19 protein-coding genes and 1 other RNA gene are annotated in these 16,918 nt (G+C 52.7%); 12 read left to right on the top strand and 8 right to left on the bottom strand.

Annotated features, from left to right (window positions below):
* Nucleotides 1-23: 23 nt before the first annotated feature.
* A complete protein-coding gene (gene efp / locus ACN0XZ_RS12165) occupies nt 24-587 on the bottom strand; it encodes an elongation factor P (RefSeq protein WP_417458044.1) in 564 nt (187 codons plus the stop codon).
* Between the two features lie 124 nt (nt 588-711).
* The gene (locus ACN0XZ_RS12160; protein ID WP_417458043.1) at nt 712-1,116 is read right to left on the bottom strand and encodes a GFA family protein; all 405 of its coding nucleotides are present in this window, start codon (nt 1,114-1,116) and stop codon (nt 712-714) included.
* A 221-nt stretch (nt 1,117-1,337) separates the two neighbouring features.
* On the opposite strand from ACN0XZ_RS12160, the gene ACN0XZ_RS12155 reads away from it, so the two are divergent.
* Complete coding sequence (locus ACN0XZ_RS12155; RefSeq protein WP_417458042.1) at nt 1,338-1,811, top strand: DoxX family protein; 474 nt, start codon at nt 1,338-1,340, stop codon at nt 1,809-1,811.
* 52 nt (nt 1,812-1,863) lie between these two features.
* Here ACN0XZ_RS12155 and thiE read toward each other — a convergent pair whose 3' ends face one another.
* From thiE to tkt, 5 genes are all read right to left on the bottom strand, one after another.
* The gene (gene thiE / locus ACN0XZ_RS12150; protein ID WP_417458041.1) at nt 1,864-2,508 is read right to left on the bottom strand and encodes a thiamine phosphate synthase; all 645 of its coding nucleotides are present in this window, start codon (nt 2,506-2,508) and stop codon (nt 1,864-1,866) included.
* Nucleotides 2,509-2,655: 147 nt separating this feature from the next.
* Nucleotides 2,656-3,720, bottom strand: coding sequence for a class II fructose-bisphosphate aldolase (gene fbaA / locus ACN0XZ_RS12145; protein ID WP_417458040.1), 1,065 nt, complete (start codon nt 3,718-3,720; stop codon nt 2,656-2,658).
* A 277-nt stretch (nt 3,721-3,997) separates the two neighbouring features.
* The gene (locus ACN0XZ_RS12140) at nt 3,998-5,161 is read right to left on the bottom strand and encodes a phosphoglycerate kinase (protein WP_417458039.1); all 1,164 of its coding nucleotides are present in this window, start codon (nt 5,159-5,161) and stop codon (nt 3,998-4,000) included.
* Between the two features lie 79 nt (nt 5,162-5,240).
* Nucleotides 5,241-6,248: a type I glyceraldehyde-3-phosphate dehydrogenase gene (gene gap, locus ACN0XZ_RS12135; RefSeq protein WP_417458038.1), complete on the bottom strand. Its 1,008-nt coding sequence runs from the start codon at nt 6,246-6,248 to the stop codon at nt 5,241-5,243.
* Nucleotides 6,249-6,307: 59 nt separating this feature from the next.
* Entirely contained in the window at nt 6,308-8,311 is a 2,004-nt protein-coding gene (gene tkt / locus ACN0XZ_RS12130; protein WP_417458037.1) for a transketolase, read from the bottom strand.
* A gap of 280 nt (nt 8,312-8,591) precedes the next feature.
* On the opposite strand from tkt, the gene ACN0XZ_RS12125 reads away from it, so the two are divergent.
* From ACN0XZ_RS12125 to ACN0XZ_RS12075, 11 genes are all read left to right on the top strand, one after another.
* Nucleotides 8,592-9,101: a hypothetical protein gene (locus ACN0XZ_RS12125; protein WP_417458036.1), complete on the top strand. Its 510-nt coding sequence runs from the start codon at nt 8,592-8,594 to the stop codon at nt 9,099-9,101.
* 1 nt (nt 9,102) lies between these two features.
* A complete protein-coding gene (locus ACN0XZ_RS12120; RefSeq protein ID WP_417458035.1) occupies nt 9,103-9,420 on the top strand; it encodes a cell division protein ZapA in 318 nt (105 codons plus the stop codon).
* Nucleotides 9,421-9,489: 69 nt separating this feature from the next.
* Nucleotides 9,490-9,651, top strand: a non-coding RNA gene (ssrS, locus tag ACN0XZ_RS12115) — 6S RNA.
* 25 nt (nt 9,652-9,676) lie between these two features.
* On the top strand, nt 9,677-10,270 hold the full coding sequence (locus ACN0XZ_RS12110; RefSeq protein ID WP_417458034.1) for a 5-formyltetrahydrofolate cyclo-ligase: 594 nt from the start codon (nt 9,677-9,679) through the stop codon (nt 10,268-10,270).
* A gap of 36 nt (nt 10,271-10,306) precedes the next feature.
* Nucleotides 10,307-11,122, top strand: a complete 816-nt coding sequence (locus ACN0XZ_RS12105) for a TIGR00282 family metallophosphoesterase (RefSeq protein WP_417458032.1) — start codon at nt 10,307-10,309, stop codon at nt 11,120-11,122.
* Between the two features lie 7 nt (nt 11,123-11,129).
* Complete coding sequence (locus ACN0XZ_RS12100) at nt 11,130-11,897, top strand: sulfotransferase (protein WP_417458031.1); 768 nt, start codon at nt 11,130-11,132, stop codon at nt 11,895-11,897.
* Between the two features lie 85 nt (nt 11,898-11,982).
* Complete coding sequence (locus ACN0XZ_RS12095) at nt 11,983-12,888, top strand: FkbM family methyltransferase (RefSeq protein WP_417458030.1); 906 nt, start codon at nt 11,983-11,985, stop codon at nt 12,886-12,888.
* Nucleotides 12,889-12,906: 18 nt separating this feature from the next.
* Nucleotides 12,907-13,641 (top strand): TylF/MycF/NovP-related O-methyltransferase, encoded by a 735-nt coding sequence (locus ACN0XZ_RS12090; RefSeq protein WP_417458029.1) that lies wholly within the window; start codon nt 12,907-12,909, stop codon nt 13,639-13,641.
* Between the two features lie 72 nt (nt 13,642-13,713).
* The gene (locus ACN0XZ_RS12085) at nt 13,714-14,955 is read left to right on the top strand and encodes a glycosyltransferase family 4 protein (protein WP_417458028.1); all 1,242 of its coding nucleotides are present in this window, start codon (nt 13,714-13,716) and stop codon (nt 14,953-14,955) included.
* A 115-nt stretch (nt 14,956-15,070) separates the two neighbouring features.
* Nucleotides 15,071-15,817 carry a class I SAM-dependent methyltransferase gene (locus ACN0XZ_RS12080; RefSeq protein WP_417458378.1) on the top strand — a complete coding sequence of 249 codons (747 nt, stop codon included), beginning with the start codon at nt 15,071-15,073 and terminating at the stop codon, nt 15,815-15,817.
* Nucleotides 15,818-16,021: 204 nt separating this feature from the next.
* The gene (locus ACN0XZ_RS12075) at nt 16,022-16,648 is read left to right on the top strand and encodes a glycosyltransferase family 2 protein (protein WP_417458027.1); all 627 of its coding nucleotides are present in this window, start codon (nt 16,022-16,024) and stop codon (nt 16,646-16,648) included.
* Between the two features lie 64 nt (nt 16,649-16,712).
* Here ACN0XZ_RS12075 and ACN0XZ_RS12070 read toward each other — a convergent pair whose 3' ends face one another.
* Nucleotides 16,713-16,901 carry an MOSC domain-containing protein gene (locus tag ACN0XZ_RS12070; protein WP_417458026.1) on the bottom strand — a complete coding sequence of 63 codons (189 nt, stop codon included), beginning with the start codon at nt 16,899-16,901 and terminating at the stop codon, nt 16,713-16,715.
* Between the last annotated feature and the right edge of the window lie 17 nt (nt 16,902-16,918).

Genomic DNA, 16,918 nt, shown 5'->3' with positions numbered 1-16,918 from the left:
ACAAAAGGGATACGCACAGACGATTAGTCTGCGCGGCTCACATACTCACGCTCAACGGTCGAAACAACGATCCGGTCGCCAGCGCTCACGAAAGGTGGCACACCAACACGGAGACCATTTTCAAGGATTGCAGGCTTATAGGAGCTAGACGCTGTCTGGCCTTTTACAACAGGCTCGGTCTCGGTGACCTCAAGCGTCACTTTCTCAGGCAGCTTTACGCCCAGCGGCTTTTCGCCATGAAGCTCAATAACAACTGTCATGCCGTCTTGAAGGAAAACACTGTCTTCACCGATATCTTCATCGGAGATAGAGATCTGCTCGTAGGTGTCCTGATCCATGAAATTATACATGTCACCTTCAACATACAGGAACTGATAGTCCTTCTGCTCAAGGGTCACGCGTTCAACTTTTTCACTGGAACGAAAACGTTCATTGAGCTTGGTGCCATCCACGAGGTTTTTCAGTTCAACCTGCAGATATGCGCCACCTTTACCAGGCTGGGTGTGGGCAATTTTAATTGCGCGCCACAGGCCACCTTTATGCTCAATAACATTACCCGGACGAACGGCGTTACCGTCGATTTTCATGGAGCACCTCTTAAGATCTCATAAGTGTCAAAGAACAAGTTGGGCCGCGATGTATCAGATTCGGTTATAGTATGCAATGGGTGACGTTTGGTGGAGCAGCCGCGCGAACAGCACATGGCTCGGCCTATTCAGGGTCTCTGTCCAAGACCCTGATGCCGTCCGGCATGATGACCCAACCATGTCTGCGGCAATCGTAAACCGAGTCCTGAGGCGGCGGGAAATCAGGGTCTGCAAAAGCACCAACAGCAACGCTCACGCTGTCTTCTCGGCCCTCCTCGGTATGGTAGACTGTGCTGCCACAGACAGGGCAGAAGCGGAAACGAAATGACGCACCAGCATCCCCCGTGCGCACATATTCCGTCGCTGTACCGCTGACAGTATAGGCCCCGCGATAGCCAGCAAGATAGGCAAAGGCGCTGCCCGTTCGCGTCTGGCAGGCGAGGCAATGACACAGCCCAACACCTCCCGGCTCGCCTTCTACAGTGATGGATAGTTGCCCGCAGGTGCAGGTCGCAGTACGTGATGTCATGAGCCTTCCTTCCTCTATGCCATGCGAACCGTGGCAGGCGCGGAACCCACCCGCAAATCACATTACCGCGAAGGCTCTGGTTCGTTCGTGTTGCCCAAAAGCGAACACGATGTTCAAATCAAAGAGATTTTCAGCCGAACGCCGAAACCCTATCTTCATCACAACACATGATCACAAGGCCCATGTGGCCAACAACAGATACGTTATTCGGAGATTTGAAAATGACAACACAAACCATCAGCCGTGGCCCGTTCGGCCTTCCAACTCTGGAAGCTATTCTGGGCGGATACAATGATTTGGGCAACACACTCGCGCGTGTGGTTGCCGGCCTCTTCCTCGTGCCGCATGGCGCACAAAAGCTCTTTGGCTGGTTTGGCGGGTATGGCCTTGAAGCCACCGGGCAATTTTTCGCGAGCCAGCTTGGGTTCTCAAACGGCTATCTGGCCGCCCTCGGCGCTGGCTCGGTTGAATTTTTCGCAGGGCTTGCTCTTGCACTCGGCTTATTCACTCGGTCCGCGGCGATTGCTATCACCGTCATGCTGCTGGTCGCCAGCCAGTTCCATTTTGGAGCGGGCTTCTTCTGGACCAATGGCGGCTGGGAATATCCAATCCTCTGGGCGGCGCTAGCCTTCTCATTCGCCCTCAAGGGTGGCGGACGGTTTAGCCTCGATCAGAAGTTTGGCATCAGATACTAAACACAAAAAGGGCGGCTATCGGCCGCCCTTTTTATTTCAGTGCGACATGACGTTAGTCATTCAGGCCAAGCGCCTCATTGAAGGCGCGCACGGCTGCCGCCGGGCCCTCAGGGTGCTTCCAAACACCCGAGCATACCGCCACAAAATGCGCGCCTGCTTCCGCGAGTTCGCCGCAATTTTCAGGCGTGATACCGCCAATCGCCACACAGGGTAGTTCGGTGACTTCATCCCACACCGTTAGAATATCCAACTCGGGCTGGAACTCTGTTGTCTTGGTATCTGTCGGGAAAAATGCGCCAAACGCGACATAGTTCGCGCCCTCGTCACCCGCTTTATAGGCAAGATGCATGCTGTCATGACAGGTGACGCCGATATCCTTGCTGTGCCCAAGAAGCGTACGCGCACTTGGGACATCACCATCCTCCTGCCCGAGATGCACCCCGTCCGCATCCACTTGTGCTGCCAGATCCGCGCGGTCATTGATAAAAAAGGCAACGTCATATTTATGGCAGATGGGCATGAGCTTATGGGCCGCAGCAACAATCTCGTCATCTGGCGCACCTTTAAGCCGCAACTGCATGCAGGCAACATCCCCAGCCGCCAGTGTTTCGTCGAGGATGCTGGCGAACTGATCCAAATCCGGTATCTCGTCCGGGGTGATCAGATAAAGCCGACAGGCTTCTGGGTTTTGCGGCATGGTATGCTCCTCGTCTTCAGTAAGCGTTGCGTCCCCGCATATGCCTTATTTTTATCTGGCCGGGAAGTAATACCACGCAAAAAAGCATGCCTGAACGAAAAACGGGGCAGCAATGCCGCCCCGCTTAGAAATCTCGCCAGTTCGCCCTTAGGCGTCAGCCATGGATTTCCCTTGAGCGCCCAAGTCCTTGAACGCTTCATCAAGGCGAGCAGCCATCGACTCCTCACACTTCCGAAGCCAGACACGCGGGTCATACTGCTTCTTGAACGGCGCACCGGTCTCAGGATGAACCTGCCATTTAAAGGCGTCCTGGTTACCATTCACATAGTCGCCCACGGCTGTTGAGAAGGCGAACTGGGTATCGGTATCGATGTTCATCTTGAACACACCATAACCAACAGCCTCAGTGATCTTTTCCTTCTCAGAGCCCGACCCACCATGGAACACAAAGTTCAGCGGGTTTGTGGCTGTGCCACGCTCTGCCATCACCAGCGACTGGCTATTCTTGAGAATTTCAGGGCGCAGCTTGACGTTACCGGGCTTATAAACACCGTGAACATTGCCAAAAGAGGCCGCGACAGAAAAATGCCCAAGCGGGGTCAGAAGGTCATAGGCCTTAAGCACATCTTCCGGCTGGGTATAGAGGCTCGGGTTTTCAAAATCGTCATCAACATCAGAACCAACGCCGTCTTCCTCACCACCGGTGACCCCAAGTTCGATCTCGAGGCTCATGCCGAGTGGGGTCATGTCTTTCAGCACACGCGCGCAGGTTTCAAGGTTGTCATCAATTGGCTCTTCAGACAGGTCAAGCATGTGGCTTGTGTAAAGCGGCATGCCTTCGCGCTTGATGTTTTTGCGGCTCTCTTCAACCAGCGCCTCTACCCATGGCACAAGGCCGCGGTTCGCGTGGTCTGTGTGCAGAATGACACAAATGCCGTAGTGCTCAGCAAGAAGCTGTACGTGGCGAGCGGCAGATACAGCACCCAGGACTTTGGCACCGAAGCTGTCCTTCATGCCCTTGCCCGCATAAAATTGCGCACCACTGTTGGAGAATTGGATGATGACGTCAGAGCGGTTTTTTGCAGCGGCTTCCATTACGGCGTTGATGGAGTTTGTTCCCACCACATTCACTGCGGGCAGTGCATAACCCTGATCCTTACAGTTTTGGACAAGAGCAGCATACTCTTCGCCAAATACGACACCTGGTTTCATGGTATTTCCCTGTATATTCCAGCTTATTGGGGCCCGATTTTCTTTTTGTTGCGTTGGTGAAATCGGTGGGCCCTTGATACACAAATCACCCTATTGCCGCAACGCGTGAACAGCCAAAAAAGCTCAGTTTCATCGGTATTTAATACAATCTTGCCCGGCGGCATGAATTGGCAGCGCTGTCAATTTCAAACACCCCGGCGAAGGCCCGACTCGGAACAGCAAAAAGCCCCCGGTGTGATGGCCGAGGGCTTCGCTGATTCGCTGCATTCAGTTTTGGTTAGCCGAGCGCTTCCACACCCGGAAGGGCTTTACCTTCCATCCATTCAAGGAAGGCACCACCGGCTGTTGAGATATGGGTGAAGCTGTCTTTCACACCAGCATGCGCGAGTGCTGCAACCGTGTCGCCCCCGCCAGCAACGGTGAGCAGTTTGCCCTCATCTGTCAGCTTGCCTGCGGCCTTCGCCAGTGCGACAGTAGCCATATCAAACGGCGCCATCTCAAACGCGCCCATGGGGCCGTTCCACACCAGCGTTTTGCACTCAGCCAGTACACCCGCGAGCATTTCAACTGTCGCCGGGCCAGCATCCAGGATCATCTCACCATCCGTAACGGCATTCACCGGCTTGGTCTCGTTATCAGCGTGGGCTTTAAATTCACGTGCCACCACAACGTCTGTTGGCAAATGGACCTTGCAGCCTGCCTTATCGGCATTTGCAAGGATCTTTAGCGCTGTGTCTTTCAGGTCTTTTTCACAAAGGCTGGCACCAATATCAAACCCCTGCGCGAACAGGAAGGTGTTGGCCATGCCGCCGCCGATGATCAGGTGATCAACCTTGGCAACAAGATTTTCGAGAACCGCGAGCTTAGACGAAACCTTGGCGCCGCCAACCACAGCAACAACCGGCCGCTCAGGCTCACCAAGGGCCTTTTCAAGCGCTTCCAGTTCCGCGCCCATGGTCTCGCCTGCGGCAGACGGCAGCAGATGCGCGATAGCTTCGGTGGACGCATGCGCACGGTGCGCGGCGGAGAAAGCATCATTGATATAAACATCACCGAGAGCAGCGAAACGAGCGGCAAGGCCAGGGTCGTTCTTTTCTTCGCCTTCATGGAAGCGGGTGTTTTCAATCACCACAACGTCATCGTCAGGCAAAGCGCCACAAAGCTCGGCAAAGCCAACCTTGCGGCCCAACACTTTTGCAAGCGCGGGCACAACTGGCCTCAGCGACATCTCAGGCACTTCCTGACCCTTGGGGCGACCAAAGTGCGCCAGCAAGACCGAGCGGCCACCTGCTGATGCAACTGCATCCACTGTTGGTTTCACAGCCTGAAGGCGCGTATCGTCGGTTACAACTCCGTCTGCCATCGGCACATTGAGGTCAACACGCACAACAGCAACTTTACCGGTCAGGTCACCGAGGTCGGAAATACGTTTAAAGGCCATCTTGTAACTCCGAAAAATCATTAAAGACAAAAAAGGGCGACCGAATTGGCCGCCCCATATTTGATTAGCTCAACCGGCGTTAACCCAGCTTGGCCATCGCAACCGCTGTATCAGACATGCGGTTGGAGAAGCCCCATTCGTTATCGTACCAGGTCAGGATACGGACAAACTTGCCGTCGATTACCTTTGTCTGGCTGCTATCGAATGTGGAGCTGTTTGGGTTGTGGTTGAAGTCGATCGACACCGCAGGCATGTCCTCGTAACCAAGAACACCCTTAAGCGCGCCTTCAGCCGCAGCTTTGATTGCGGCGTTGATCTCATCAGCCGTGGTCTCACGGCCAGCATCAAACTTCAGGTCAACCATGGATACGTTTGGTGTGGGCACACGCACGGCAGACCCATCAAGCTTACCAGCAAGCTCTGGCAGCACAAGACCAACAGCTTTCGCAGCACCCGTCGATGTCGGGATCATGGAAAGCGCTGCGGCACGCGCGCGGCGTGGGTCAGAATGCAGCGTATCGAGAACCGGCTGGTCGCCAGTGTAAGCGTGAACAGTGGTCATGTATCCACGTTCAATACCCACGAGGTCGTTCAGCACCTTTGCAACAGGTGACAGGCAGTTGGTGGTGCAAGACGCGTTTGAAACGATCTTGTCATCTGCTGTCAGTGTTTCGTGGTTCACACCATATACAATGGTTTTGTCAGCGTTCGCGCCCGGTGCGGAAATCAGCACTTTTTTAGCGCCTGCCGTCAGATGCATCGCCGCTTTTTCACGCGCGGTGAAAATGCCGGTGCATTCCATTGCAACGTCGATTTTTTCCTCTGCCCACGGCAGTTCTTCCGGGTTGCGGATGGCTGTTACGCGAATGCGGTCGCCGTTTACAATAATCGCGTCACCGTCAACACTCACCTCACCCGGGAACGGGCCATGCACGCTGTCGCGCTTGAGGAGATAAGCGTTCATATCAACGTCGCCGAGGTCATTGATCGCGACAACTTTGATATCGGTACGGCCGCTCTCATAGATGGCGCGCAATACGTTACGGCCGATACGGCCAAAACCGTTGATGGAAACACGAACTGTCATCCGCGGGGTCCTCCAGAAAATTAAGGGTCAGTAGGGGCTATTTATTGGTTAACACTTTCTTAAAGCTTCTCGCGCACCGCTGCAACAAGCGCGTCAGCGGTAATGCCAAAATGCTTGTAGAGGTCTTCCGCTGGCGCTGACGCACCAAAGCTGTCGATACCGATGTTCACACCGTCAAGGCCTGTGTATTTAGCCCAGCCGTATGTGCTCGCAGCCTCGATGGAGGCGCGAACGGTACCTTCCGGCAGCACAGACGCCTTATAGGATGCGTCCTGTGCGTCAAACAGCTCGGTGCACGGCATGGACACAACGCGGGTTGCTACACCGTCAGCCTCAAGCGTTTCGCGCGCAGCAGCCGCAAGCTCGACTTCAGACCCTGACGCCATGATCACTACCTTTGGCGCACCGCCTGTTGCCTCATGCAGGATATAACCACCTTTCGCGCACAGGTTTTCATCTGTGTGCTCAACACGCTGCTGAATGGTGCTTTGACGTGTGAGCGAGAGAACGCTTGGTGTTTCCTTCGCTTCAAGCGCCAACGCCCAACACTCAGCAGTTTCAACCGCATCACATGGGCGGAAAACATTGAGGTTTGGCATGGCACGCAGGCTTGGCACATGCTCAACCGGCTGGTGGGTTGGGCCATCTTCACCAAGGCCAATGCTGTCGTGCGTCATCACATAAATCGCGCGCTGCTTCATGAGAGCGGCGAGACGGATTGCAGGACGGGCATAGTCGGTGAACACCATGAAGGTGCCACCGTATGGGATGTGTTGGTTATAAAGCGCGATACCGTTCATGGCGGCGCACATCTCAAACTCACGAATGCCGTAATACATATAACGGCCCGAGAAATCATCCGCTGTGATGCCTTCGGTCTGGCTGGTCTTGGTGAGGTTTGAGCCTGTCAGGTCAGCCGAGCCGCCAATGGTCTCAGGTACAACACCGTTGATCACTTCCAAAGCCATCTGGCTGGCTTTGCGGGTCGCTACCTTCACCGGCTCTGCTGCGAGCTTGGCTTTATATTCTGCGATTGCTGCATTGAAGCCTTTTGGCAGGTCTTTGTTCTGGCGACGCTCAAAGTCCTCTTTCACGAAAGCATCAAGCGTGTCGAACTTGGCTTTCCAATCCGCAGACAGCGCTGCGCCAGACGCGCCAACCGCGCGCCATGCGTCCAGCACATCAGCAGGAATTTCAAATGGCGCATGCTCCCAGCCGAGGAACTCGCGAGCTGCAGCAATTTCAGCGTCACCAAGCGGTGCGCCGTGCGTGGCCGCTGTGCCCTGCTTGTTTGGTGCGCCGTAGCCAATCGTGGTGCGGCAAGCGATCATGGAAGGCTGGTCAGCGTTCTGGGCTTCCTGAATGGCGGCCTCAATCGCTTCCATATCGTGGCCATCAACCGCCTGCACGTGCCAGCCAGCCGCCTCAAAGCGCGCAGCCTGATCTTCACTGGTTGAAAGGTCCGTAGAGCCATCGATGGAGATAGAGTTATCGTCCCAAAGCACGATCATCTTGGAAAGCTTCAGGTGGCCCGCAAGCGAAATCGCTTCCTGGCTCACGCCTTCCATCAGGCAACCATCACCAGCCAGCACATAGGTGAAATGGTCGGTGATGTCGTCGCCGTATTCCTTGTTCGACAGACGCTCAGCGATCGCCATACCAACAGAAGTCGCAAGACCCTGCCCGAGCGGACCGGTTGTGGTCTCGACGCCTGGGCATTCGCCAAACTCGGGGTGACCAGCGGTTGGGCTGTGAAGCTGGCGGAAATTCTTCAGATCATCCAGTGTTGGCCGCTCATAGCCTGTGAGGTGAAGAAGGGAATAGATCAGCATTGAGCCGTGCCCTGCTGACAGCACAAACCTGTCGCGGTTTGGCCATGTTGGCCACTTGGGGTCAAAGCGCATAAATTTGGAGAACAGCACCGTCGCAACATCAGCCATACCCATGGGCATGCCGGGGTGGCCTGAGTTGGCTTTCTGGACAGCATCCATTGAAAGGGCGCGGATTGCGTTGGCCATGCGGCTGTTGAGAATATCGTCTTGGCTGATTTCTGTATCGTGCATCTTGATCTACTTGTCTCTGGGGCTTGAGCGGGTAGTGAACGGCTGGTGGTGACCCGATCACTGCGGTTGCCAAAAAATTTTGGCCAAAATGGCGGGGAAGGCCTCACTAGTCAACCGCGAAGCGCCTTTTGGGCCTTAATTCCGGCAAATATTCCCCCTCTTCTACGCGAGGGCGATTGACGGCACCATAGGGAAGCTCCTATCTTCAATACAAACAAGACAAATGCAGCCTTGTCCGCGCGCGCAGGCGTGACCGACTGGCAAATGGGGGACAATCGCCATGGCCGACAACAAGAATCACACTGCGCTTGAAAATGCGCGGACGCGACTCGAGAGCGCTCTCTCCCGTCTCGCCCAAGGTGTTGCCAGTACGCGAGAGACGATTTCTGCGGCGCAGGAAATAGCCGAAGAGAAAGTAGCCCTAAGTGCACGTGTTACCGCACTCGAGAAAGAGAATTTAAAGCTGCATGAGCAAATCGCCACCCACGCCCTAGCACCGGAACCGGATGCCGGGGCCTCTGAGGAACTGGCGGCCTTGCGCGCAGAAAAAACCACGCTTGAGCAAAACTACCAGCTTCTGAAACGGCAGTATGCGAGCCTTCAGGACGAGCTTGAAGCACTTGAGGATGGCAAAGCCACGTCATCCTCTGACATGCCTGATCAGGCCCTGATTGCTGAGAATGCTCAGTTGAAAGCCCGGGTTCGCTACCTTGAAGAAGAGAAGGCAAGCGTGCGTGACGATCTTGACGGTGCGATCGAGCGCCTTGAAACCATGGTAGGGAGTGCTTGATATGGCGCAGATTTCTGTTTCAGTGAACGGCAAGAACTATCCGCTCGCGTGCGCCGAAGGGGAGCAGGAGCAACTTCAGAAACTCGCCGCTTATGTGGACGCCAAGTGCAAGGACCTGACCTCCAAACTCGGCCAAATAAACGAGAACCGCATCCTGTTGATGGCAGCGGTGTTGATCGCTGATGAATTGCATGATGCGCTTGACGGCAAGGGTGGACCGGCGCTTATGGGCGCCCTGAGTGAAGAAGACATGGCCTCGGTGCTCAATGAGGTTGCCTCTGAAGTTGAAGGTATTACTGACCGGCTCAGCGCGAACTAACCTCTCGCACACTCACAATATCACTGCAATATATTGCACAAAGGCCCCAGAGCGCTTACATAAGCGGCGCGGGTTCTGCGCTGTGCGCAAGATATGCAGTAATCCCCGGGGCTATAAACACTCCTAGGGAGCTGTCCCTGGTTCGGGCCGTGGTCCTTACCATAACGGCACCCACCTGATTTATCAGGCTACGGAGGATACAGACGTCAACGCGGCAGATGTGGTCCCGCACCCATATCCAACCTTTAGGCCAAGCATGACAGTTGTTGAGCAAAAAAGAGAGATGCGCTTTGAAGCCCAACGAATTCGTGCTGGCGCGTTTGAGATGTACGCGCTTGAAGCAGCTGAAAAAGCCACCCACCACGGGCTTAATCTGTTTAGCAGTTTTGAGAAAAATGCCGTCATCGGCGCCTATTGGCCAATGGAAAGCGAGCTGGACCCAAGGCTGCTGATGCATGCGCTCGTACGCCAAGGATACCGCACGTGTCTGCCCGTTGTCGCGAAGAAGAACTCGCCACTGATCTTCAGGTTATGGCAGGTTGGCGACCCGCTGGAAGAAGGGACATTTGGCACCCAGCACCCGCCAGCAGAAGCGCCGGAAGTGATACCAAACGCCCTGATTGTTCCTCTGCTGGCCTATGATGCAGACTGCTACCGCCTTGGCTGGGGCGGCGGTTTTTATGACCGCACGCTAGCGACCCACAGCGAGATAAAGGCATTTGGCTTTGCCTTTGGCGCGCAAATCGTTGATCATGTGCCCCGTGAAGCTCACGACTGGCCTCTTCAAGGGGTTATCACGGAAGAAGGCGTGATCTTGCCGCGCAAGCAACACGTCTCAGCTTTACAGTAAGCCTTGGTCTCGTTTTGAAAGAAGACACAATACTTTATGCGACTGCTGTTTTTAGGTGATTTGATGGGGCGGTCCGGCCGCAGTGCTGCGGCTGATGCACTCCCCACCCTGCGTGAAAAACTGAAACTCGACTTCGTTGTTGTGAACGGCGAAAACGCGGCATCCGGCTTTGGCATCACCAGCAAAATAGCAGGCAGTACGATCCAGTCGGGCGCTGATGTGGTCTCTGGTGGCAATCACACCTTTGACCAGAAAGAGATATTGACCGCGATTGGGCAGGATGATCGTATTCTCCGCCCTATCAATTACCCCGAAGGCACACCGGGGCGGGGCTTTGGCATCTATAATGCGCCGCGCGGCAAGAAGGTTATGGTGATCAACGCCATGGGCCGGGTGTTCATGAACGCGATGGAATGCCCCTTCCGGGCCATTGATGCTGTTCTCAAGAAATATCGGCTGGGTGCGACGGTCAATGCTATCATTGTTGACTTCCACGGTGAGGCAACGTCGGAGAAGATGGCGATGGGCCACTATCTGGATGGCCGGGTAAGCCTCGTGGTTGGCACGCATAGCCACGTACCAACGGCCGATTGCCAGATCCTCGATGGTGGCACCGCCTACCAGACCGACGCTGGCATGTGCGGTGATTATAACAGCGTTATCGGTATGGAGAAAGACGAGCCCATCAGCCGTTTCCTCACCAAAATGAACAAGGAGCGCTACACCCCGGCATCAGGAACCGCCACCGTGTGTGGCACCTTCGTGGAGACCGACGACCGCACCGGCCTCGCGAAACGCATTGAACCCGTGCGTATTGGCCCCCGATTGATGGAACATATGCCGGAGGTGTGAACCTGTTATGCCGGAACACATGACCGCACCTGTCCTCATCATTGGGATACACCGAAGCGGCACGAGCCTCCTCACAAGGATGCTGGAGGCTATCGGCCTTTTTGTTGGAAATGATCTTCAGGCCGATCATGAGAGCCTGATCATGATCCAGATCAACAACAAATATTTCGACATAACCAATAGCAGCTGGGACCAGCCCGCTTATCCTGCCGCTCACCCAGACGGAGAAAATTACATTGCCGAGATACTGAGTGCCAACGCTGAACTAATCGCCGAAAGGTTTGGCACGACAGCCGACTTTTGGGGCTTTAAGGACCCACGCACTCTGACAACACTGCCCTATTGGCTAAAGACCTTTCCGGATGCCAAGGTGGTCTACATACGCCGAAGCCCCCAGGACATTGCGCGCTCATTAACAAGCCGCCACCAGCGAAATATCAAAAAGGGCCTTTTCCCGCCCCATGGCTCCTTCACCATATCCGGCGTGAAATTCACTCAGCGATGCGCAACGATGGAGGGCAGTATGAGCTTTGTCATGGAGCAACACGCCTTCTATGAGAATCTGTTGAAAAATGGCGTTATCCAGAAACATCTAGAACTCAGTTACGAAGAACTCCTGCACGACCCTGTGTTCCAGCTCTCAAGATTATGCCGATATCTGGAATGTACCGTTGACCGCAAACGTACGCTGGAAGCAGCCAACATGCCTAACTGCCAGCGCACGATGGACGCAAAACTTGCGTTTGAGACCTATTTCGGCAACAAAAAGCCGTAGGCTGTGACATGAATAAACGACGCTCTGCATAAAATCACCGCGACGTCTTTTCTCGGCATAGAGCATAAATCTCAGAAGGCTTGTGATGAAGAAAGATCTTGTTTGTTATCCCACACGCTTTGGCAACATGGTGCATGACCGCAGAGATAAATGTATTGGCGAATCACTCCGGATCTATGGTGAATGGGCTCCTGGCGAGATTGCCATTCTTAATCAAACCATCAAGCGTGGCGATCTGGTTCTCGACGTGGGCGCAAATGTCGGTTTTCATGCGTTGTTCTTCTCCAAAAAGGTTGGAAAACATGGTCAGGTAATCGCCTTTGAGCCCCTCAAAACCAACTACGATATTCTCAACATCAACGCCCAGATCAACAACCTCGATAACCTCACCCTGTATAACGCGTTGGTCAGTGATAGCTCTGAGATTGTCTTTTCACCCGCTTTTATTTCCAATGAAAGCAACCTAGGTGCCACCAGCTTTCAAACAGCATCGCCTGTGGAAGCTACAATATCCCCTCTGCTTCAGTTGACCATCGATGACCTGAAGCTCGAAAGATGCTCACTTATCAAGATCGATGTAGAAGGTATGGAGAGAAAGGTTCTGGAAGGGGCATTCGATACACTTGACCGCCAGCGCCCCGTCATCTTTTTCGAACAGAATACCGAGAGCAATTTCACAGAAATTCAGGCGTTGCTTGGAAGGTTGAATTATAAATGTTTTTGGTCTGTCTCAAAAGCGTTCCCGAAGTTTAATATACGCCAAAATCAGGTAGATATTTTCCGCGGCAATACCGAAACAAATATACTCGCGGTGCCTCATGATGCGGTCGAAACATACGAATTCCTGGAACATCTAGCGGTCGTAGACCCTACCACTTATAACAAGCCGGCCCTCTCCGAAATGCCGGACCAATATTTTGTGAATTCAAACCTCCTCAGCCAGGTCGATCTACAATGGGCACACTTTCTTTCCAGCTTTTTCCGCGCCTGATCGTGTGAGGAGGAACCAATGAAAACCACTGGCAGAAAGATTGAATACTCATCCAAGCAAAGCGCGATATTGGTGGACAAGCCCGTGCCTGATATCGACTCTGATCCTGTTTTTTCCGAACTGTTTGCGGCTTCCAAACTATATACCATGACGGACAAACCTGCGATGTTCGCACTCTATAGCGCGGTGAACCATGTGCTGGACCGAAATATAGCGGGCGATATAGTGGAGTGCGGTGTTTGGCGAGGTGGCAGCGCGCTACTTGCTGGTCTTATCATGAAAAAGCGCGGCATTTCCGGCAGGTCACTATACTTGTATGATACCTTTGAGGGCATGTCTGAACCAACGGAACATGACGTTGATAAAAACGGCAACACCGCTTCCAGCTTGATGGAGAAGTTCAGCGATGAAAACGGCTGGTGTTATGCGTCGGTCCAAGATGTTTCAAACACCTTTCGCCAGCAGAATTTCGCCTTTCCGGTTAACCTAATCAAAGGCGATGTTTTAAAAACAATCCCCCAGAAACGACCAAACGTCATTTCCGTGCTCCGGCTCGATACTGACTGGTACCAATCCACAAAATGCGAGTTGGAATATTTATACCCCAAACTAACAACTGGCGGTGTTCTGATCATAGACGACTATGGCCATTGGGCAGGCGCCAGAAAGGCTGTTGACGAATACTTCACCAAAGTTGAACGTCCCCTACTTATCAGAATTAATGAAGACGTGCGCTTGGCAATCAAGGTGTAAGGATTTTATGCGCCACACTAGGCCGTGACCTATATGTGATCAACGTCCAAACTGAGCAAGGCTAAGAATATAATGACCAAATCCTCCAACATCGACAAACACCTGCTCGTTGTCACGCACAATGTGGTGGGCGATTTCAAAGGTGGAGGAATAGAGGTGTATCAGGAACGGCTAAAAACAATGCCGGGGTACAATGTATCGATGCTCCATCCCGTCACCATTGACGGAAAAGCTCATTGGAGATTTGCACATCACACGAAGAAGGTTATCGACCAACCACTTGTGAAAGACAAAGCTGTTAGCGGCGCACGCGGGTCAGAACAAAATTATCTTTTTCGAGAGCTTTTACGGCGCTTCAAGGTCGATCTGGTCCATTTCCAACATTTCATAGAAACACCCCTCTCCCTTCCACGGATCAGTCGACAGGAAGGAATACCATGTATTTTTACGTGGCATGACCATTACATGATTTGCCCCAAATACACTCTTGTTGATCACACCAATCGCTATTGTAATATTTTTGAGGAGGCTAAAAGTCAGTGTGACTTCTGCCTGCAGACCACGCACAAATTGCCTTTTGGCTGGCAAAAAAAACGGCGCAAGTCTATCGCCGATATTCTTCCGGATCTAAGCGCCATTGTTTTTAACACTACATGGTCGCGTGACGCCATGATGCGCATGTATCCTGAAGTCCCGAAAGACACCAGTCATGTAATAGAAATGCTGATGCCCTTCAGCGCCGATGAGGCATCAAAAAGGCTAGATGGTGATCCGACGGAACTCAGGGTCGCAATACCGGGCAATTTCTCCACATACAAAGGTGCTGAATCGACGATGTACCTGATGGCCGGCATGTCGCACCTTCCGGTCCGGTTCACTGTTCTCGGGGATATAACACAGCCTTATATCACCCGGCTTCGAGAACAACTAAACCTTCCCAAAACAGAGTTTCATGGCGGTTATGACCCAGAAGATGTATTTGCGCTGATCTCCAGGCACGACGTGTCCCTGCATCTGTCTATTTTTCCTGAAACATACATGATAGCGCTAAGCGAGGCTTGGGCTGCAGGTGCGGTGCCAATCGTCTCAAATTTGGGTGCTCCTGGTGAGCGTGTCCGTGACGGCGAAAATGGATTTATTGTTGGACCACATAGCTTAGGGCGAGTTCATGATATACTAATGGACCTGCACCAAGACCGACCCAAACTGGACCGCATGAAAAAGGCTGCCCTTGCCACCAAGATCGTGAGTGCAGAGGAACACCTCGCCAATCTAAAAGTACTTTATGATCGGCTGATCGAGGCCAGACAATAGACATCTTCACTATACATCTGCGCCGCCACGACCCACCGAACCATGATTGCCGACTGCTTGCTTAAAGTAGGCTCATTAGAGTAGAGTTCCGCAGTGAACGGTTTTATAGGTGAAAATGCTTGGCAGTTCGAGGCGCAATTTTGAGGCTACTTTTTTACGCACGCACCACAGCATCTGGTCAGTTCTGATGACCGGCTCCGTCTACTACACCAACATCAACCAAGACCTACTTGGCATCTGCCCTGACGCGGAAAAAGTGTTGGAATTCGGTTGCAGCTCAGGCCGGTTCATGGGGGCTTACAAAGAAAGAGTGCCTCATGCGTATAGTGTGGGTGTTGAACTTTTCGAAGTTGCTGCTCAAGAGGCCCGCCAAACCTTTGAAAAAGTACTGATCGGTAACGCTGAAAACCTGGATCTGGAAACCGCAAGCCTCGAAAAGAACTATTTCGACCTGATGATCTATGGCGATGTGATTGAGCATTTCGCAGACCCGTGGAAAGCCATCAAGTATCACCTCGAATTCTTGAAACCTGGTGGCACAGTCTGCATCTGCATCCCAAATGCCTCGCATTGGAGCATGATATACGAACTGTATAACGGACATTTCAGATATCAGGACCAGGGCCTTCTCGACCGAACACATTTACGCTTTTTCACTCGATCAACCTTTATGGACCTGCTGAACAATGCGGGGCTGGAGGTTGAGCTATGCAGAAGCATTATCGTGAACGAAAACAAAACTCGCCGATCAGTTGCCAATCTCGCGAAGCTCCTGGATAAAACCCCTGAGCAAGTTCACCCCGCCCGCGTAAAGGATTGGTCGACCTACCAGTATCTTTTTCGAGCCACCAAACCAGCTTAAAACAAGAAAAAGGTGCATAAAAAGCGCTAGATAGGTCTTTTAAGACATCACACATTAATGTATGTGTAGCGAGACAAATCCCAGTCATTTTACCGATTGAATTCATATGGTTAACATTATGAATTTTTTATGTAGCAACTTGCTATATCCACCCGAATATTATATTTAGTGTTTCATAAACACCAAAATCTATAGAAATTACAAATGACAGTTGATCTTACCGCTATTATGACCTGCTTTGGGCGGCCTGTATCTACGCGCCGCATGTTAACCGATATCTTTAATCAAACCTCAGACGGTTGGGAACTGATCCTGATTGGAGATGGTTGCCCAGACTTTGCCGACCTGCTTGACGACCCCAATTTCCAGCAATCAAGAAAGACCGCCGAAGACCGGGGCAATACCATCAAGGCATTCAACCTGGAAAAAAACTATGGCGGCTACGGTTATGAGGCTAGAAATCGTGCAATCGCGATGGCGACAAAGGAATATATGATTTTCCTTGATAACGATGACCGCATTAGCCCTTTGCATTTCGAGCACTACTATAGCACGGCCGTGAGAAGCGGATTTGACCTCGCCTTGTTTGAAACCGTCGTCAAGGGACAAAAAATCAGGGATCCAAAACTGGTTCTCAATCACGTTGGGCACGCGGAAATCATCGCCCGCACCAGCATTGCCCAAAAGGCACCAGCTCAAGACCCTGAGTATGGCCATGACTGGCGCTTTATAGACTACATCAGAAAGAACAGTGAGCTAATTGGCCGTGGTAGAAGAAACCTCCGCACCTACTATATCCAGCGCACCCGGGAAGACCCGCCAGCCCCCTAGTTATAGATAAAAAGCGTTAGGAGACTGTCAGCGGGAAATTCTGGTTGACCGAAATCAATATAGTTTACAAAGCGGTGAACTGATCCCGCGGTTGCACATTCCCGGCCGTCTCGACAAGGAAGTACACACCCATCAGGTTAGCACCGAACTCTTTAATCAACGTTTTTGGCAGGTTCTGGTCAACCTCAGCCGTTTCAAGGTTTACATTCGTCGCGTTGCAGCGAACGATATGTTTCATCAGCTTGAGCTTCACGCCGCCTGCCCCGCAAG

It is taken from the genome of Kordiimonas sp. (genome assembly GCF_048264555.1).
Taxonomy (GTDB): Bacteria; Pseudomonadota; Alphaproteobacteria; order Sphingomonadales; family Kordiimonadaceae; genus Kordiimonas.
This window is presented reverse-complemented; position numbering and strand designations above follow the sequence as displayed.